Below are 15,259 nucleotides of genomic sequence, written 5' to 3'. Positions count from 1 at the left end.
AAACAAGGAGGCCCCGCTATGCCGGGGCCTTTTCCATTTCGGCGGCAAGCAGCCTCTGCTGTTCATGCTCGTCAAACGCCATCAGATTGCCATGCCGGCTGCGGCGTATCCGGTTCATATGCTCGCGCGGACTTAGTCCCAGTGTGCGCTTGAACATGCGTGAGAAATAATAGGGGTCGCCATACCCCACCTCGGCAGCGGCCGCCGAGACTGAAAGTCCTGCCTCGAGAAAATGCATGGCGCGTTCCATGCGCTTGAATTCCTGATATTTCCGCGGCGTTCGACCCACCCGTTTCTGGAATTCGCGCAGGAAATAATCGCGATTATAGGGCGCTGCGTCTGTCGCCCGACCGGCAATGTCAGGGTCCAGCGGATTGGCCGAAATCATGGTGATCGCCTTCATCACCGCAAGGTCTAGGCCTTCCGTGCCTTCCGGTTGGAAACTCGGACGGTCAACCCAGCCGAGGAAGGCGTCGTCGATGAAGGCGATCAGAAGCACCATGAAAAGATGGTGCTGGCCCAGTGTTACCGAGGAGGGCGGGGCGCTCTGCCGGTAGTGACGCACGAGCGGCTCCAAAAGCGGCCAGCGGCTCAGCCGTAGTTTCGGCTTCAGGTCCATCTGCGCGATCAGGTTGTGGCGGCCATAAATATCGAGCGTGAAATGCTGCGCCACGCCGCGATAGGTCACGGCCTGCTCGTTCCAGCCGACAAAGCGCTGCCCCTTCAAAATCAGCATCGCATCACCGGGCTCCAGCACCCGTGATTCGCCATCGACGAGATAATGCCCACGCCCTTCCAGGCAGATGATGAGGTCGTCCACCTGGTTGGATTTGTCGATTTGCCAGGTGCGCGAATGTTCCATCTTGATCGTCGCGCGCGTCAGGTTGAGGTTCAGCGCCGCAGGTGGAACGGACGACAGAATACCACCTTCGATTTCGTCCATCTTTTTCCTCGTCTTTGTTAATTCACCTTGGCGCGGAAATTTGGTTTTGTCATCGGATAAATCGCTTTTACGCGCCGTATCAATGAGGGAGGAGATCGGTCGCGGCGAGAAATTGCGCCATCATGCGCCCGCCGCCGGCCGTTCCGGGAGATTCACTTGTACGAAATTGTATTCTGTCATTCGCGTTCCATCGGGGCGCGGGGAGGAGCATCATGAAATCTCAGCGCTTCCTCGGGCTGGGATATCTGACGCCTTACATCATCGGGCTGCTGGTCTTCACGGCAATCCCGTTTCTCGGCTCACTCTATCTCAGCTTCACCCGTTACGACCTGATGAGCGATCCCAGCTGGGCTGGACTTGCCAATTACGAGCGGCTCTTCACCCGTGACCGGACCTTCATGAAATCGCTGAACGTTACCCTGTTCTACGTGTTTCTGACGGTGCCGCTGAAGCTTGCCTTCGCGCTGTTCATTGCGGCCATACTCAATTATAAGCTGCAATTCATCAACTTCTTCCGCACGGCCTTTTACGTGCCGTCCATCCTCGGCGGCTCCATCGCGATTGCGGTTCTGTGGCGCTACATCTTTGCAAGCGAGGGGCTCGCCAATATGGCGCTGGCGGCCGTCGGCCTGTCGCCGGTCGATTGGTTCGGTGATCCCGGCAACGCGCTTTTCACCATTACGCTGCTGCGCTGCTGGCAGTTCGGTTCGGCGATGGTGATCTTTCTCGCCGCCCTGCAATCCATCGACAAGTCGCTCTACGAGGCGGCCGCCATCGACGGCGCGGGCAAGGTCAGAACCTTCTTCTTCATCACGCTGCCGCTTTTGACACCCGTGATCTTCTTCAACCTCATCATGCAGATGGTGCAGGCGTTCCAGGAGTTCAACGGACCTTACATCATCACCCAGGGCGGGCCGCTGAAGTCCACTTACCTCCTGCCACTTTATATCTACGACGAGGCCTTCAAGAAGTTCAACATGGGCTACGCCTCCGCCATCGCCTGGGTGCTTTTCACCATCATCACCGTGCTGACCCTCGTGGCCTTCTGGTCCTCGAAGAAGTGGGTCTATTACGCCGGCGACAAGCGGAATTGATGCCATGACCGATATCGCAATCCTAAACGACATGCAGGCGGCCCGCCGGGCACGGCTCAGGCTGCTCTCCACCTCCGTCCGCTACGTGCTGCTGTTCGCCGTCGGCCTAGTCATGCTTTACCCGTTGATCTGGCTGGTGGGCGCAAGCTTCAAGACGAATTCGGAAATCTTCTCCGGCGCCGGTTTCATCCCGGAAAACCCGACGCTGGACGGCTATATCCGCGGCTGGGAAACCTCGACGCCCTATACGTTCGGCCGGTTCTTCTGGAATTCCTTCCTGATCATCCTGCCGAAGGTCATCGGCACGGCGATTTCCTGCACCATGGCGGCCTATGCCTTTGCCCGCTTCGATTTTCCGTTGAAGAAAATCCTGTTCGGGTCGGTCATCGCCATCCTGCTCCTGCCGAATGTCGTCACCCGCATTCCGCAATATATCCTCTTTCGTGATCTCGGCTGGCTGGATAGTTTCCTGCCGCTCTGGGTTCCCTCGGCTTTCGCCGGTGATGCCTTCTTCGTCTTCATGCTGGTGCAGTTCCTGCGCTCGCTGCCATCGGACATGGAAGAAGCCGCCCGGGTGGATGGCGCCAACAGCCTGCAGACGCTCGTTTATATCGTCGTGCCGATGCTGGCGCCGGCGCTGATCTCGGTTTGCCTGTTCCAGTTCATGTGGACGATGAACGATTTCCTCGGGCCGCTGATCTACCTGTCCTCGGTCGACAAATATCCGGTGAGCCTCGCGCTCAAACTCTCCATCGACACCACCGAAGCCTTTGAATGGAACCGCATCCTGGCGATGTCGGTGCTGACGATCGCGCCTGCGCTGATCGTGTTCTTTGCGGCGCAACGGTATTTCATTGAAGGGATCTCGTCTGGCGGGGTCAAGGGCTGAAAATGGCAAGCGTTCAACTTAAAAATCTCGAAAAAATCTACGGCGGCAGCTTCAAGGCCGTGCATGGCATCAATCTCGACGTCGAGGATGGCGAGTTCATGGTGTTCGTCGGCCCTTCCGGCTGCGCCAAATCCACGACGCTGCGTATGGTGGCGGGGCTGGAGGAAATCACCGGCGGTGAAATCCTGATCGGTGACCAGCGCGTCAATGACCTGCCGCCCGGCAAGCGCTCCATCGCCATGGTATTCCAGAACTATGCACTTTATCCGCATATGAAGGTGCGCGGCAATCTGGCTTTTGGCCTGAAGATCGCCGGTGTCGCAAAACCCGAGATCGAAAAGGCGATCGAGAATGTCGCGCGCATTCTCGAAATCGAGCCGCTGCTTGACCGTCTCCCGAAGCAGCTTTCCGGCGGACAGGCGCAGCGTGTGGCGCTGGGTCGCGCGCTCATCAAGAAGCCTGGCGTGTTCCTGTTCGACGAGCCGCTGTCCAATCTCGATGCCAAGCTGCGCGCCTCCATGCGGGTACGCATCACCGATCTGCACCGCCAGCTGAAAGCGGAAGGCCTGTCCTCGACGGTCATTTACGTCACCCATGACCAGACCGAAGCCATGACCATGGGCGACCGCATCTGCGTGATGCAGGCCGGCCGCATCATGCAGGTCGCGACGCCGAAGGAGCTCTACAACCATCCCGCCAATCTGTTCGTGGCCGGTTTTATCGGTATGCCGGAAATGAACCTCGTGGATGTGGCCATCGACGGTGCGGAATTCGTCATTGGCGGGCAGCGTCTGCCGATCGGCGAACATCTTGAAAGGCGTCTTTCAGCAAAGCCGGTAGATGCCGTCATCGGCATCCGCCCGCAGCATCTTTCACTGGCGGATGCCACCGATGGTCCGGCGCTGCAGGCGAAACTCACCAATGCGGAATTCATGGGCCACGAGGTCTATCTGCATGCCGATCTCGGCGGCCAGAAGCTGGTGAGCGTGGTCGGTGCGGCGGAGTTCGAAGCGCTCGGGCGCGACGGCATCCTGCGGCTCAAACCGGACCCGGAGAAGCTGCATATTTTCGACAAGGCCGATGGCCGCAACGTCTCGCTGTGAGGAGGGGACGCGCGTGCCTGATTTTTCGAGGAGGAGAAGAACAATGAAGACGACGACAAGAATGATGGCGATGCTCGCCGGTGCCGCTTATGTGGCGATGGCAACCGCCCCGGCGGCAGGTGCTGCGGAACTGCGCATGTCGTGGTGGGGCGGCGAAAGCCGTCATGTCGCCACCCAGAAGGCCATTGCCGCCTGCGGCGAGAAATACGGCCACACCGTGAAGGGCGAATTCACCGGCTTCGACGGCTATCTGGAAAAGCTGACCACGCAGATGGCCGGCAAGACGGAAGCCGATATCGTCCAGGTCAACTGGCCATGGCTGCCGCTGTTTTCCAAGAACGGCGAGGGTTTTGCCGATCTGCGCCAGCTGAAACCGCTCGATCTCTCGCAATGGGCCGAGACCGATCTGGAGGCAGGATCGATGAACGGCGTGCTGCAGGGGCTTTCCGTCTCCACCACGGGCCGCGTCTTCTTCTTTAACGCCACCACCTTCGAGAAGGCGGGCGTGGAAATTCCGAAGACCTGGGATGAGTTCTTCGCGGCAACCAAGACCATCAAGGAAAAGCTCGGCAAGGACTATTACACCTTCAATGCCGTGAAAGAGACCGCCCAGCTGCTCGTAACGCTGGCCATCGTGCAGAAGACGGGCAAGGATCTGGTCGACCTCAAGACCAACCGCGTGGCCTGGACGCCACAGGAGCTGGCAGAGGGCATCTCCTTCGTCGGCAAGCTGGTCGAAACCGGCTCCATCCGCTCCCAGAAAGAGGAGGCGGCCGATGGCAACGTCAATCTCTATGAAAAACCGTCCTGGTCCGAAGGCCGCATCGCCGGCTCCTATGAATGGGACTCGACCTATTCGAAATATGCCGATCCCCTGAAGGAGGGGCAGGTTCTGAAACCAGTGCCGATGCTGAAGCTTGCCGATGCCGTGACGGAAGGCGTTTATCGCAAGCCCTCCATGGTATTTTCGATCTCGAAAAACTCCAAGAATCCGGAAGCGGCTGCGCAGATACTGAACTGCCTGCTTAACGAGCCGGAGGGCGTCGACGCGCTTGGCACCTCGCGCGGCCTGCCCGCTTCGAAGGCTGCGGCGGCGCGTCTGGGTGACAAGGGCGAGCCGGAAGTGCGCGCCGCCAATGCCATCGTCATGGCGGCATCGGGACCGGTGGTTTCCCCCTTCAACGAACATCCGGAAATCCGCTCGGGCTTTATCGATACGCTTGAAGAATATGCCTATGGCCAGCTGACGGCGGAAGAGGCGGCCGAGCAGATCATCGATACGACCAACGATGTTCTTGCCAAGTTCGATTGATGACAATGGCCCGCCGCCTCCGGTGGCGGGCCCTCTATCCGGCCGCCGGATGATATGAAGCGTGTCCGCCAAGGGTTTGGCCGGCCATGCACGAAAGACGAGAAGAGAGCATGAACGAACCCCTTATCATCGCGTCTTCGGCGCGAACGGCAGCGCTTTGCCTTGCTGCGCCCGGCGCTCGATATTTCCTTCCGTCCAGAACGGAATGGCGTCTGACGTCGCCGGATGGCGACGAACGGAGCGGCGAAACCGCGACCGTCGTGACGCTGCTGCATGATCTGTCCCCGGATACGCGCTATATCTTTAAAGCGGAAGGGTTCGGAAGGCTGGAGTTCAGAACTTCTCCCTGTGCCGGGCTTGTGGAGGCTGCGGCATTTCCCCTGACGCCGGATGTCGCGCTCGATGATGAAGAGGGTGCGCGCGCCAATGCGCAGGTGCTGGAAAGGGCGATTGCCGCCGTGCCTCAGGGCGGCGCGTTGCGGCTTGCAGCCGGCGTCTGGACCGCCTTTCCCGTGCGCCTCAAAGGCAACATGACCTTTCACCTTGCGCAGGGAGCCGTGCTGCGCGCGCCCTCCACCCGCAAGGGTTGGCCGATATTGCCCGCACGCGATGAGGCCGGCCGCATGCTGGGCAGCTGGGAGGGATTGCCGGACGCCTGTTTTGCCGCGCCGGTTTGTGCCATCGGGGCAGATAAACTCGTCATCGAGGGCAGGGGCATTCTCGATGGCTCCGGCGACGCGGGCGACTGGTGGAGCTGGCCGAAAGAAACCCGCGATGGCGCGCGCCGGCCGCGCGGCCTTCACCTCGTCTCCTGCCGGAAGACAAACCTGCTCGGTTTCACCATCCGAAACGCCGCCTCCTGGACGATCCATCCGCAAGGCTGCGAAGACTTGATCGCCGCCGGTCTCAGCATCGCCGCGCCGCATGACAGCCCGAACACCGATGGTTTCAATCCGGAAAGCTGCCGCAACGTCACGATATCAGGTGTGCGCTTTTCCGTCGGCGATGATTGTATCGCGGTAAAGGCGGGAAAGCGCGGCCCTGACGGCGAGGACGATCATCTCGCGGAAACACGCGGCGTGCGTGTACGTCATTGCCTGATGGAACGCGGCCATGGCGGGCTGGTGATCGGTTCGGAAATGTCCGGCGGCGTGCATGACGTGGCGGTTGAGGATTGCGACATGATCGGCACGGATCGCGGCCTGCGCCTCAAGACACGGCGCGGGCGGGGCGGCGCCGTCAGCAACATCGCCATGCGCCGGGTGCTGCTGGATGGCGTGAAGACCGCGCTTTCCGCCAATGCCCACTACCATTGCGACGCCGATGGACATGACGAATGGGTGCAGTCGCGAAACCCCGCACCGGTCGATGGCGGTACTCCCTTTATCGACGGCATTACCGTAGAGGACGTCGAAATCCGCACTCTCTCCCATGCTGCCGGCGCGTTTCTCGGTCTTCCCGAAGCGCCCATCCGCAATGTCGCCGTCCGCAATCTCACCATCGTCTCGCGCGATCCGTCGGCCATCGCAACGCCGCCGGTCATGGCCGACCGGGTGCGCCCCATGCGCCATGAGGCGATTGTTTTCGAACAGGCGCATATAGTCTGCGATAATCCCGCCCTGCTGAGCGACGCTTCCGTTTCCATTGTGTCAGATTCCGATTGAGAGAATCCATGAAAGCCACTGAATATTTTGATCAGTTCTCTAACCGCTATCGGTACTACAAGGGCGGAAGCTGGTGTTATGAGGATGGATGTGTCTATCGCGGCTTGCAGCAGCTGTTCGAGGCGACCGGAGAGGCGCGCTGGAATGACCATCTGCACCGTCTGGCCGATGCACAGATAGCGGCTGACGGAACGCTCGCCGGTTACGATCCGCGGGAATATAATATCGACCACGTCCTCGCCGGCCGCGTTCTCTTTCCCCTGGCGACGGAAACGGGCGATCCGCGTTACCTCGCCGCGGCGAAACATCTGGCGGGACAACTTCGCGACCATCCGCGCATTGCCGCCGGGAATTACTGGCACAAGAAGCGTTATCCGCACCAGGTCTGGCTGGACGGGCTTTATATGGGACTTCCTTTCCAGATCGAATATGCGCAGGCGACGGGCCGAACAGAGCTGATCGACGATGCGCTGCGGCAGTTTTCGACGGCGCTCGCGGCCACGGCGGATAGCGGCGGGCTCTATGCCCATGGTTACGACGACAGCCGCAGCCAGCGCTGGGCCGATCCCCAGAGCGGCAAGTCTCCCGCCATATGGGCGCGCGCGGTGGGCTGGCTCGCCATGGCGCTGGTCGACGCGCTGACCATTCTACCGGAGGATGGCGCGACGGCGGAGCTTCGGGAGAACACACGGCGTCTTCTGGCCGGCATCATCGCACGGCAGACTGAGACGGGCCTCTGGATGCAGGTTCTCGACAATCCGGGCCTTGCGGGCAATTATGAGGAAACATCCGCCTCAGCCATGTTCGCCTATGCCTTGCTGCGCGCGGCGCGGCTGAAGCTCCTGCAGGGCGAAGAGGCGAATGCTGCCCTTTCGGCGGGTCGCCGCGCGCTTGAGGCGCTTCTGGAAACGCGGCTGAAAGCCGATGAAGAGGGCGTGATGCGCCTCACGGGCATCGTGCACGTCGCGGGCCTTGGCGGCTTCGAGGGCAATTATCGCGATGGAACGCCGGAATATTATCTTACCGAGCCGGTGGTGTCTGACGATGCCAAGGGTGTCGGGCCGTTGATGATGGCCTATGCCGAAAACCTGCTTCTGGCCAAGCCGCAGGCTGTTTCAGCGGAGTCATTTGCGGGGTAACTTCCCCCGTCGGTCACGCCTTGTTTTTTTCGACGAAACGGATGGCGTCGCCGACGGTCAGGATCGTGCTTGCGGCGGAATCTGGAATTTCCACCCCGAACTCCTCCTCGATTTCCATGACGATCTGAACCGTCTCCAGAGAATCCGCACCGAGATCGTCAGCAAAATTGGCATTGTCCACCACATTGGCGGGGTCGGCGCCAAGCTGGTCCACGATGATTTTTCTGATACGTTCTGCAATGGTGGACATGGTGAGACTCCGAGAAAGTTGCTTGCCGCCGAACCCGCCCGATCTGAATTTGCGCCGAAGATATCAAAGCGAAATCAAGCTGAATTCGAAAGGACAGGCCGCAGAGTCAAAGGGTCAAAAGATTGATGACATCCGGACGTAGCATGCCTTTCGAAGCCGCGAAAGGGTGTCGATCACCCTTTAGTACCCTATAATAATACGGGATGTTTGCCACGTTAAACAGTTTGTGACTGGCAGCGGCAAACCGCTACGCGCTAAAGCTCGTTGCTTGTGAACTTTTAAATCCGCCAGCCACACCGAGCCTCACGCCATGGTCCAGTCGTCCCCGGAACGCTTCATATTGCTCGACGGCATAAGGGGAGTGGCTGCCCTTTTCATCGTCCACCGCCATGCCGAGGATCTGTTCGGGAAAAGTACGGCTTCGAGCTATCTCGCCGTGGATTTGTTCTTTGCGCTCAGTGGCTTCGTGCTGGCGCACGCCTATAGCCGGAAGCTGAGCGAAGGGGCGATTACGCCGGGCTTTTTTTTGAAGGCGCGCTTTGCGCGTCTTTACCCTCTTTATGTGCTGGCGCTGGCGTTGATGGCGGCTTATTTCATCTGCCTCTACGTGCTGGGCGTGCCGACGCCGATCGACGATCTGCATCGTCTCATCGATCCCGGCGAGCTCGCTTTTGCCCTTTTCACGGGGCTGCTGTTTTTGCCGGCGCCCTTCACGCTAACCCTGAACGGCGCGTTGTTTCTCGTCAGTCCGGCATGGTCGCTTTTCAACGAACTGGTGGTGAATGCGTTTTATGCCCGCTGGGGTGTTCGGGCCACGACGAGACAGACCGCTGTGGTGCTCACCGTCAGCGCGCTTGTGCTGATGGTGGCGGCCGCCGAGTTTGGCCGTTTGCATGCGGGGTTTCGCTGGCACGAAATGTATGCAGGCATGGGCCGGGTGTTCTTCTCGTTTTTTGCCGGCGTGCTGATTTACCGTTTTCGCAATCGCGTACCGCAGTTGAAACCCTTTCAGGCGGGGCTTTGCCTTCTGCTGGTCTGTTTCATTCTGGCTGTGCCCATGTCGCGCGAACTTCGGCCGTTCTTCGATCTTGTGGTTGTCCTGTTCGTCTGGCCGCTGCTGTTATTCGTGGCCAGCAAGACGGTTCCGGGGCGCGCGGTGGCAATGGTTTCGGTGTTTCTCGGCACGGCGTCCTATGCGGTCTATGTGCTGCATATTCCGCTTCTCGCCTGGACGGAGTTTCTGATCCCGGCGGTGCACAGGGAAAATCTCGCTCTGCCGGCGGGCATTGTTTTTCTCATCGCCACGACGTGCCTGTCATGGTGGCTGACGGTTTATTACGACCAGCCCGTTCAAAAATGGCTGAAGAACCGGTTGAGAAAGCGAAGTGAGGTCCGCCAGCCGGTATGACCCCGCCTTGCGGCCGCGAACGTCAATAATGGGCGAAAATCGGGGCTGTCAGAACGAAAGCTGCGACGAGGCTGATGATCGTCAGTTTCGCAGCTCGCATGCGGCGCATTTTGCGGCCGCTCCAGTCATACGTCATACTCACCTCCACGCAGACGCAAAACTTACCGGCATGGGGACAGTCGGGACGCGGCGCAGGCCGGTCATGGTCCCGCAACTCACCTGATGCACATTCCATGCCCAAGCTTCCCGGATGCGCCTGATCGCGCGCGGGATGCTCAATTTCAGTGTTGCCTGATATACGGCTTTTGCCAAGCCGTTATTTTCATCGGTGATTTTGAAGGCCGCTTCGCGTGGTTGCCACGAAAAGCGCGGCAACCGCATCACCGGTAAAGAGGCGGCAGGCCCTGGATGGCATAACGCGGCAGCGGTCTCCATGGTCTTACGCGTTCATGCTTGTGAACGCCGAACAGAAACAGCATTTCCTCCGAGATATCGGCGGGGTCAGTCAAGCCATTCTGAAAGAGCTGGATCACCTTGCGGGCGGCACTGTTATAGAGAATGACATCCTCATCCATGGTGTGGTGATCATAACCGAGACCTTCCAGCACGGACTGGAGCATTTTGAGATCCTGCGATGTGATGATGCAATTTTCATATGCGGAAGACATGGCGTCCTCCTTTCTTGTGGGGTTCACAAAAAGCCAAAGCGTCGCGCCGCCATCCGGAAATGGTGCGAGGACGCTTCAGCGCCTTGAAACGCGGGCAGCGTCAGGGAAACCGTTGCCGGCCCCTGCCGTCATGCATGTCGCGTGAATTCCGGATCGCTCCCGCTGGTCAGCCGGCGGGGCAGGGGTGGGAGTGCAGTGCAACAGGCCTGACGGTGGCAACGCCCTTTTTCCGATGAAGAAGCGTGCGCCGTTTATGGGGAATAGGCAAGTTAATTCCGTCACCGCAGGGAAGATGCAGCATTCGCTGCCGCAGGCAACAAAAAAGGCCGGGGCAATATTGCACCGACCTTCCTCATATCGCTCTTAACACCAGTGCCAGTACATCCGTGGTCAAAAGTCTAAAGCGACTAAAACAACTGCGAACATCGATTTCATTCGCGCTCACCAGCAGTTGCCATGAACGTTATTTAAACCGGCAATGTGGCCAAAACAAGTCCGGCGCCTACCGCGATGTTTTTATTCGCCGTGGCTTGCCAGCTGCACGGGGCGTTATTTCTTCTTGCCGTCCGCTGTCGTGGCATTTGCGAACTTGACCTGCGAACCGGCTGGCGGCGCTGCAGCTACTTTCGCCGTCTTGTCCTTCTTCGGTTTGCGGATTTCCTTGTTACTGCGCAATTGACCCTTTGCCATGGTGTCCTCCTCCTGTTGGACTGATGGGGCCTTGAGCGGGTGTGAGATAATCCGTTCAAGGCCCGTTCGATCGGCGATGCTGGAAATCCCGTCCGGCTATTTCTTGCCGGATCGTTTTTTTACGGAAACGGGCGTGTCGGTTATGATCGTCGCTTCCTGGGCTTCGCGAAGCTGGCGAAGGCGTTCCGTTTTGCGGGCGCGCTGATCGGCCTCGGCGTTTATGATCTGCTTTGCGGCGCTATCCGTCAGTGACGCCTTGTCCTGCGCGGATAGTTTGCCGGGTTTGAAAAAAGCTTCTTTTGTCGCAGCCATGGCATTCTCCTTTACGGAAGAGCAGTATCGAACGGCTAGCGAGGGCGGGCAACCTTTTTGGGAGCGGGCAACAGCCCTTCGCGCTGCATTTTTTTCTTCGCCAGCTTGCGGTGGCGGCGCACGGCCTCCGCTTCTTCGCGGACGCGCTTTTCCGAGGGCTTTTCATAGGACTGCCGGGCCCGCATCTCGCGGAAAATGCCCTCACGCTGCATTCTCTTTTTCAGAACGCGAAGGGCCTGCTCTATATTATTGTCTCGAACGAGTACCTGCACGAATATCTCCTTTATGCAGCCGCAGCCGCTATTTTCTGATTTTAATCCTGTCCGGATTGATCCAGCTTGATCCCGTTTCGCGCACCGATGGGCTTTCATTGTTGCGCGACGGCGATGGCGCCGAGGTGGGCGCACTTATTTCATCGAGCGCGATGTTGCGCTCGAAATTTTCATGCTGGAAACGCACCCTGTAACGAACAGTTCCCTGCGCCTCGGGCAGGATCGACACGACCCTGCCAGGACCGTCGGGCTGGTTATTGCCCAGCACGCCTGGCTTCAAGAATATGGCATCGCCGCATCGGTAGGGATTTTTGCGCATAAGGACCTCCATGGCCCAAAAACAAAAGGCCGGGCTTTGACCCGACCTCTCACAATCATTTAAACCTGCAGCCAGTACATCCGTGGTCTGCGGGGTCAAATGACGAATATCAAGCTGCCTGAAGGTTATCAGCCGAGCTCTTGCCGGACCGACGGTCCTGCACGATCTCGTAGCTGATCTTCTGGCCGTCGTTCAGCGAACGCATGCCAGCGCGCTCAACAGCGGAAATGTGAACGAAAACGTCCGTGCCGCCGTTGTCAGGCTGAATGAAGCCGAAGCCCTTGGTGGCGTTGAACCACTTTACAGTACCAGTGTTCATAACGATTTCCTTTCGTAGAATCGTTGTGGTTCCCGCGATACCTTGCGGGATAAGATCGATTATTTGAGAGGAAATCCGACGGGGAACAGTCTGTTCCAGAACGACGTCACAAGCAATGGTCGATATCCAAAATATAGGCTCAATTTTTGATTTTGCAATGGGCGGAGAACAAAAAAGCATCGGCGAGCCACTTCTCGGCGGGTAAGTGTCTGGTTCAGGACACTATTTCCCGATCGCCGCATGGTCCTTCGGGCCTGGCGCGGCCCTCCGTCTTGTGCGCATCAACCTGCGCCGGGAGACACGTCTTTCGCACGGTCATCCGGCAGGCTGCCCGCGCCCGGCGTCTTGTCATAGTCGGTGAGGGAGGGTTTGGCATGCGGGCCGGCGGGGGGAATGTCGTTCGGACTGGAAGGGCCTTTTTCAACAGTTTTCGATTTCGTTTTCTTCGTCATGTCGCGTCCTCCTTTTTGCAGGGAAAACGCGGGGGAAAAGGTACTGGTTCCGCCTCCACGCCGCACGGGCGCGTTTTTCCGCCATCAGCGGCGGGAACGCGGTTTCTTCTCTTCCCGGTTCATATCTCGCCCAACCCATTTGAAGAATACGACGAGGCTGACGCCGATGATGATGAGCGGAACGATGGATTCAAAACTGGACATGACTCACTCTTTCTTCCCCCGGCGATCATTTTACCGGCATGGAAGAAGCGCGTAATCTGCGGAATATCGTCCGTTCTTTTTTGGCATTTGCCGCCCGCGGCCCATCTGTCGATGAGGCCGCAGGCCGTAGTGGCTAAACTGGCAGCGATTTCACCACGGCCGTGCCACCCTCACGCGCGCTTTTCAGCGCGGCCACGCCTGTCAGAACGGACATGGCGCCGGCGCGTGAACCCGCCCGTTGCCGCAGCCGGTCGTTCGAGCCCGGTTTGAAGATCATGTCGCGCATGCGGTTGTCGCCACCGTAGTGGCCACCCGGCTCATGCGGCACCCAGATACGTTCGACACCGCCGCCAAAGCTTTTCACCAGCAGGATTTCGTCCGCCGGCGGCTCCGTCCAGGGCTGCTTTTCATATTGGCGCATTTCGATACGGCCTTTATGGCCGTTGAAAGCAATATGGTGGCCCTCGATCGGCATATAGGTGTTGAGCGAATAGGAGACCTGCACGCCGCTGGCGTAGCGGATCGAGGCGCTCATGGTGTCGGGAATGTCGATTTCCTCGCGGAAGACGCAGGCATCGCGCATGTAGCCGTCCACTGCCGAAGGGTCCTCATAGAGAGCATCGAGAAAAGGATCGGCGCCCAGATCCATGAAATAATCGCACTCGCTTTTGTGCGGACAGGTGCGACAGCGTGTTCCCCGGAACGGGCCGTTCTTGCCATAGTGCAGCAACTGTCCGAAGCCCTTCACTTCCACGGGATCGGAATCGAGATACCAGTTCAGAAGATCGAAATGGTGGGTGGCCTTGTGCACGAACAGGCTGCCGGAATGTTCGGTAAAGGCGTGCCAGCGGCGGAAATAATCCGCGCCGTGCTGGTTATCGAGATACCAGTGAAAATCGACCGAGGTGACGGTGCCGATTGCACCCTCGTCGATAAGCTCCTTGATGCGTGCGGCGGTGGGAGAGAAACGATAGTTGAAGGAGACGTCCACACGGCGGCCGCTTTTCGCCTCCGCGGCGCGAATACGGTCAATCTTTTCCGGGGTGGTGGTCATGGGTTTTTCGCTGATGACATCGGCCCCGCCTTCCAGCGCGCGGATGATGATGTCGTCGTGAGTATCGTCAGGCGTGCAGACGATGACGAGTTCCGGGCGTTGCTCCGCCATCATCCGGTCAAAATCGTCGTAGAGCGGCGCGCTTGATCCCATCATGGCGCGGGCGCGTTCGGCGCGCATCAGGTTCAGGTCGCAAATGCCGACCAGTTCGACATAGTCGCTCCAGCCGGCCAGCAATTCGCGGCCCCACATGGTGGTGCCGCGATTGCCGGTGCCGACCAGCGCATAGCGTTTGCGTCTCACCTTTTCAGGCATTGTCTCTCTCCCGGATAATCAACAAACAGTCTTGAAACGCTCGACCACAGTGGCGAGGACCTCGTCCACCGGCTGCGCCTGCCAGCGATGCGAAAAGATTTCCACTTCCTGCGGGCCATGGAAGCCGGCCGCCTCGATCATGGCGCGAAATGCCTTGAGGTCAATCACGCCGTCGCCCATCATGCCGCGATCATTGAGCGGATCGGTGGTCGGCACCAGCCAGTCGCAGATATGGTGCGCAAGAATTTGCCCGTTTCTTCCCGCACGCGCCACCTGTTCCTCCAGTTCCGGATCCCACCAGACGTGGTAGACATCGATCGCAACGCCTGTTCCCGACCCCAACCTGTCGCAGAGATCGAGCGACTGTTTCAGTGTGTTGAAGCAGGCGCGGTCAGCGGCATAAAAGGGATGCAGCGGTTCGATGGCGAGCGGTACGCCGGCGGCGCGGGCATAGGGGAGCAGTTCGGCCATGCCGTCCTCCACCATCTGCCGCGCACCTTTCAGATCGCGCGAGCCGGCGGGCAGGCCGCCCACGACAAGCACAAGACAATCGGCTTTCATTGCGGCGGCTTCATCGACGGCGCGTTTATTGTCCTCAATGGCGAGGCGGCGGCCTTCGGCATCGTGGGCGGGGAAAAAGCCGCCACGGCAATGGCCGCTGAGACGCAGCCCGTTCCGTTCGACGATGCGGGCAGCTTCGGCAAGCCCGACACCGTGCACCTGCTCGCGCCAGGGCGAGATGGCGGTGATGCCGTGCGCAAGGCAGGCATCGACGATAGCGGCAAAATCGCCGCCCTGTCGCACGGTGGCGAAATTGATGGAAAGGCCTTCAAGGCTCATGTCGGTATCTCC

18 protein-coding genes are annotated in these 15,259 nt (G+C 59.3%); 7 read left to right on the top strand and 11 right to left on the bottom strand.

Translation table 11 applies throughout. From position 1 onward, the window contains the following. Nucleotides 1-16: 16 nt before the first annotated feature. On the bottom strand, nucleotides 17-943 hold the full coding sequence (locus CFB10_RS22840) for an AraC family transcriptional regulator (RefSeq protein ID WP_026372452.1): 927 nt from the start codon (nucleotides 941-943) through the stop codon (nucleotides 17-19). A 212-nt stretch (nucleotides 944-1,155) separates the two neighbouring features. Here CFB10_RS22840 and CFB10_RS22835 point away from each other — a divergent pair, with 212 nt between their 5' ends. The 6 genes from CFB10_RS22835 to CFB10_RS22810 all read left to right on the top strand — a co-directional run bounded on the left by CFB10_RS22835 (nucleotide 1,156) and on the right by CFB10_RS22810 (nucleotide 8,144). Beyond that, the gene (locus CFB10_RS22835) at nucleotides 1,156-2,037 is read left to right on the top strand and encodes a carbohydrate ABC transporter permease (protein ID WP_004444977.1); all 882 of its coding nucleotides are present in this window, start codon (nucleotides 1,156-1,158) and stop codon (nucleotides 2,035-2,037) included. A gap of 4 nt (nucleotides 2,038-2,041) precedes the next feature. Beyond that, nucleotides 2,042-2,926: a carbohydrate ABC transporter permease gene (locus tag CFB10_RS22830; protein ID WP_026372451.1), complete on the top strand. Its 885-nt coding sequence runs from the start codon at nucleotides 2,042-2,044 to the stop codon at nucleotides 2,924-2,926. 2 nt (nucleotides 2,927-2,928) lie between these two features. Then, nucleotides 2,929-4,029, top strand: coding sequence for an ABC transporter ATP-binding protein (locus CFB10_RS22825; protein ID WP_026372450.1), 1,101 nt, complete (start codon nucleotides 2,929-2,931; stop codon nucleotides 4,027-4,029). 43 nt (nucleotides 4,030-4,072) lie between these two features. Continuing rightward, nucleotides 4,073-5,341 (top strand): ABC transporter substrate-binding protein, encoded by a 1,269-nt coding sequence (locus CFB10_RS22820; protein WP_026372449.1) that lies wholly within the window; start codon nucleotides 4,073-4,075, stop codon nucleotides 5,339-5,341. A 110-nt stretch (nucleotides 5,342-5,451) separates the two neighbouring features. Next, on the top strand, nucleotides 5,452-7,005 hold the full coding sequence (locus tag CFB10_RS22815; RefSeq protein WP_026372448.1) for a glycoside hydrolase family 28 protein: 1,554 nt from the start codon (nucleotides 5,452-5,454) through the stop codon (nucleotides 7,003-7,005). 8 nt (nucleotides 7,006-7,013) lie between these two features. Next, on the top strand, nucleotides 7,014-8,144 hold the full coding sequence (locus CFB10_RS22810; RefSeq protein WP_026372447.1) for a glycoside hydrolase family 105 protein: 1,131 nt from the start codon (nucleotides 7,014-7,016) through the stop codon (nucleotides 8,142-8,144). Nucleotides 8,145-8,157: 13 nt separating this feature from the next. Here the strand turns inward: CFB10_RS22810 and CFB10_RS22805 are convergent, their stop codons facing one another. After that, nucleotides 8,158-8,394: an acyl carrier protein gene (locus CFB10_RS22805; protein WP_026372446.1), complete on the bottom strand. Its 237-nt coding sequence runs from the start codon at nucleotides 8,392-8,394 to the stop codon at nucleotides 8,158-8,160. A gap of 310 nt (nucleotides 8,395-8,704) precedes the next feature. Here CFB10_RS22805 and CFB10_RS22800 point away from each other — a divergent pair, with 310 nt between their 5' ends. Then, nucleotides 8,705-9,802 carry an acyltransferase gene (locus CFB10_RS22800; RefSeq protein WP_026372445.1) on the top strand — a complete coding sequence of 366 codons (1,098 nt, stop codon included), beginning with the start codon at nucleotides 8,705-8,707 and terminating at the stop codon, nucleotides 9,800-9,802. A gap of 380 nt (nucleotides 9,803-10,182) precedes the next feature. Here CFB10_RS22800 and CFB10_RS22795 read toward each other — a convergent pair whose 3' ends face one another. The 9 genes from CFB10_RS22795 to CFB10_RS22760 all read right to left on the bottom strand — a co-directional run bounded on the left by CFB10_RS22795 (nucleotide 10,183) and on the right by CFB10_RS22760 (nucleotide 15,247). Continuing rightward, nucleotides 10,183-10,470 (bottom strand): hypothetical protein, encoded by a 288-nt coding sequence (locus CFB10_RS22795; protein WP_026372444.1) that lies wholly within the window; start codon nucleotides 10,468-10,470, stop codon nucleotides 10,183-10,185. 549 nt (nucleotides 10,471-11,019) lie between these two features. Continuing rightward, complete coding sequence (locus CFB10_RS24120) at nucleotides 11,020-11,160, bottom strand: hypothetical protein (protein ID WP_162993053.1); 141 nt, start codon at nucleotides 11,158-11,160, stop codon at nucleotides 11,020-11,022. 96 nt (nucleotides 11,161-11,256) lie between these two features. Then, nucleotides 11,257-11,472 (bottom strand): hypothetical protein, encoded by a 216-nt coding sequence (locus CFB10_RS22790; protein WP_026372443.1) that lies wholly within the window; start codon nucleotides 11,470-11,472, stop codon nucleotides 11,257-11,259. Nucleotides 11,473-11,507: 35 nt separating this feature from the next. Beyond that, nucleotides 11,508-11,744 carry a 30S ribosomal protein S21 gene (gene rpsU, locus CFB10_RS22785; protein ID WP_020810479.1) on the bottom strand — a complete coding sequence of 79 codons (237 nt, stop codon included), beginning with the start codon at nucleotides 11,742-11,744 and terminating at the stop codon, nucleotides 11,508-11,510. A gap of 28 nt (nucleotides 11,745-11,772) precedes the next feature. Then, nucleotides 11,773-12,162, bottom strand: coding sequence for a cold-shock protein (locus CFB10_RS22780; RefSeq protein ID WP_371503260.1), 390 nt, complete (start codon nucleotides 12,160-12,162; stop codon nucleotides 11,773-11,775). Nucleotides 12,163-12,172: 10 nt separating this feature from the next. Further along, on the bottom strand, nucleotides 12,173-12,382 hold the full coding sequence (locus CFB10_RS22775) for a cold-shock protein (protein WP_003508146.1): 210 nt from the start codon (nucleotides 12,380-12,382) through the stop codon (nucleotides 12,173-12,175). A gap of 281 nt (nucleotides 12,383-12,663) precedes the next feature. Next, a complete protein-coding gene (locus tag CFB10_RS24115) occupies nucleotides 12,664-12,834 on the bottom strand; it encodes a hypothetical protein (RefSeq protein ID WP_170940907.1) in 171 nt (56 codons plus the stop codon). Between the two features lie 337 nt (nucleotides 12,835-13,171). Next, entirely contained in the window at nucleotides 13,172-14,407 is a 1,236-nt protein-coding gene (locus tag CFB10_RS22765; protein ID WP_026372441.1) for a Gfo/Idh/MocA family protein, read from the bottom strand. 18 nt (nucleotides 14,408-14,425) lie between these two features. After that, nucleotides 14,426-15,247, bottom strand: a complete 822-nt coding sequence (locus tag CFB10_RS22760; protein ID WP_026372440.1) for a sugar phosphate isomerase/epimerase — start codon at nucleotides 15,245-15,247, stop codon at nucleotides 14,426-14,428. Nucleotides 15,248-15,259: the final 12 nt, after the last annotated feature.

It is taken from the genome of Agrobacterium sp. 719_389 (assembly GCF_900188475.1).
In the GTDB taxonomy this organism is placed as follows: Bacteria; Pseudomonadota; Alphaproteobacteria; order Rhizobiales; family Rhizobiaceae; genus Agrobacterium; species Agrobacterium radiobacter.
Note: the sequence above shows the minus strand (reverse complement) of the source record. Positions and strands in the feature narration are given on the sequence as shown.

Excerpts from the sequence above, each read along its gene's own strand:
- CFB10_RS22795 (WP_026372444.1), bottom strand. The coding sequence starts at position 10,470 with ATGTCTTCCGCATATGAAAATTGCATCATCACATCGCAGGATCTCAAA.
- CFB10_RS22805 (WP_026372446.1), bottom strand. The coding sequence starts at position 8,394 with ATGTCCACCATTGCAGAACGTATCAGAAAAATCATCGTGGACCAGCTT.
- CFB10_RS22820 (WP_026372449.1), top strand. The coding sequence starts at position 4,073 with ATGAAGACGACGACAAGAATGATGGCGATGCTCGCCGGTGCCGCTTAT.
- CFB10_RS22825 (WP_026372450.1), top strand. The coding sequence starts at position 2,929 with ATGGCAAGCGTTCAACTTAAAAATCTCGAAAAAATCTACGGCGGCAGC.
- CFB10_RS22775 (WP_003508146.1), bottom strand. The coding sequence starts at position 12,382 with ATGAACACTGGTACTGTAAAGTGGTTCAACGCCACCAAGGGCTTCGGC.
- CFB10_RS22790 (WP_026372443.1), bottom strand. The coding sequence starts at position 11,472 with ATGGCTGCGACAAAAGAAGCTTTTTTCAAACCCGGCAAACTATCCGCG.
- CFB10_RS22815 (WP_026372448.1), top strand. The coding sequence starts at position 5,452 with ATGAACGAACCCCTTATCATCGCGTCTTCGGCGCGAACGGCAGCGCTT.
- CFB10_RS22765 (WP_026372441.1), bottom strand. The coding sequence starts at position 14,407 with ATGCCTGAAAAGGTGAGACGCAAACGCTATGCGCTGGTCGGCACCGGC.
- CFB10_RS22830 (WP_026372451.1), top strand. The coding sequence starts at position 2,042 with ATGACCGATATCGCAATCCTAAACGACATGCAGGCGGCCCGCCGGGCA.
- CFB10_RS24120 (WP_162993053.1), bottom strand. The coding sequence starts at position 11,160 with ATGGCAAAGGGTCAATTGCGCAGTAACAAGGAAATCCGCAAACCGAAG.
- CFB10_RS22760 (WP_026372440.1), bottom strand. The coding sequence starts at position 15,247 with ATGAGCCTTGAAGGCCTTTCCATCAATTTCGCCACCGTGCGACAGGGC.
- CFB10_RS22840 (WP_026372452.1), bottom strand. The coding sequence starts at position 943 with ATGGACGAAATCGAAGGTGGTATTCTGTCGTCCGTTCCACCTGCGGCG.
- CFB10_RS22800 (WP_026372445.1), top strand. The coding sequence starts at position 8,705 with ATGGTCCAGTCGTCCCCGGAACGCTTCATATTGCTCGACGGCATAAGG.
- CFB10_RS22810 (WP_026372447.1), top strand. The coding sequence starts at position 7,014 with ATGAAAGCCACTGAATATTTTGATCAGTTCTCTAACCGCTATCGGTAC.
- CFB10_RS24115 (WP_170940907.1), bottom strand. The coding sequence starts at position 12,834 with ATGACGAAGAAAACGAAATCGAAAACTGTTGAAAAAGGCCCTTCCAGT.
- CFB10_RS22835 (WP_004444977.1), top strand. The coding sequence starts at position 1,156 with ATGAAATCTCAGCGCTTCCTCGGGCTGGGATATCTGACGCCTTACATC.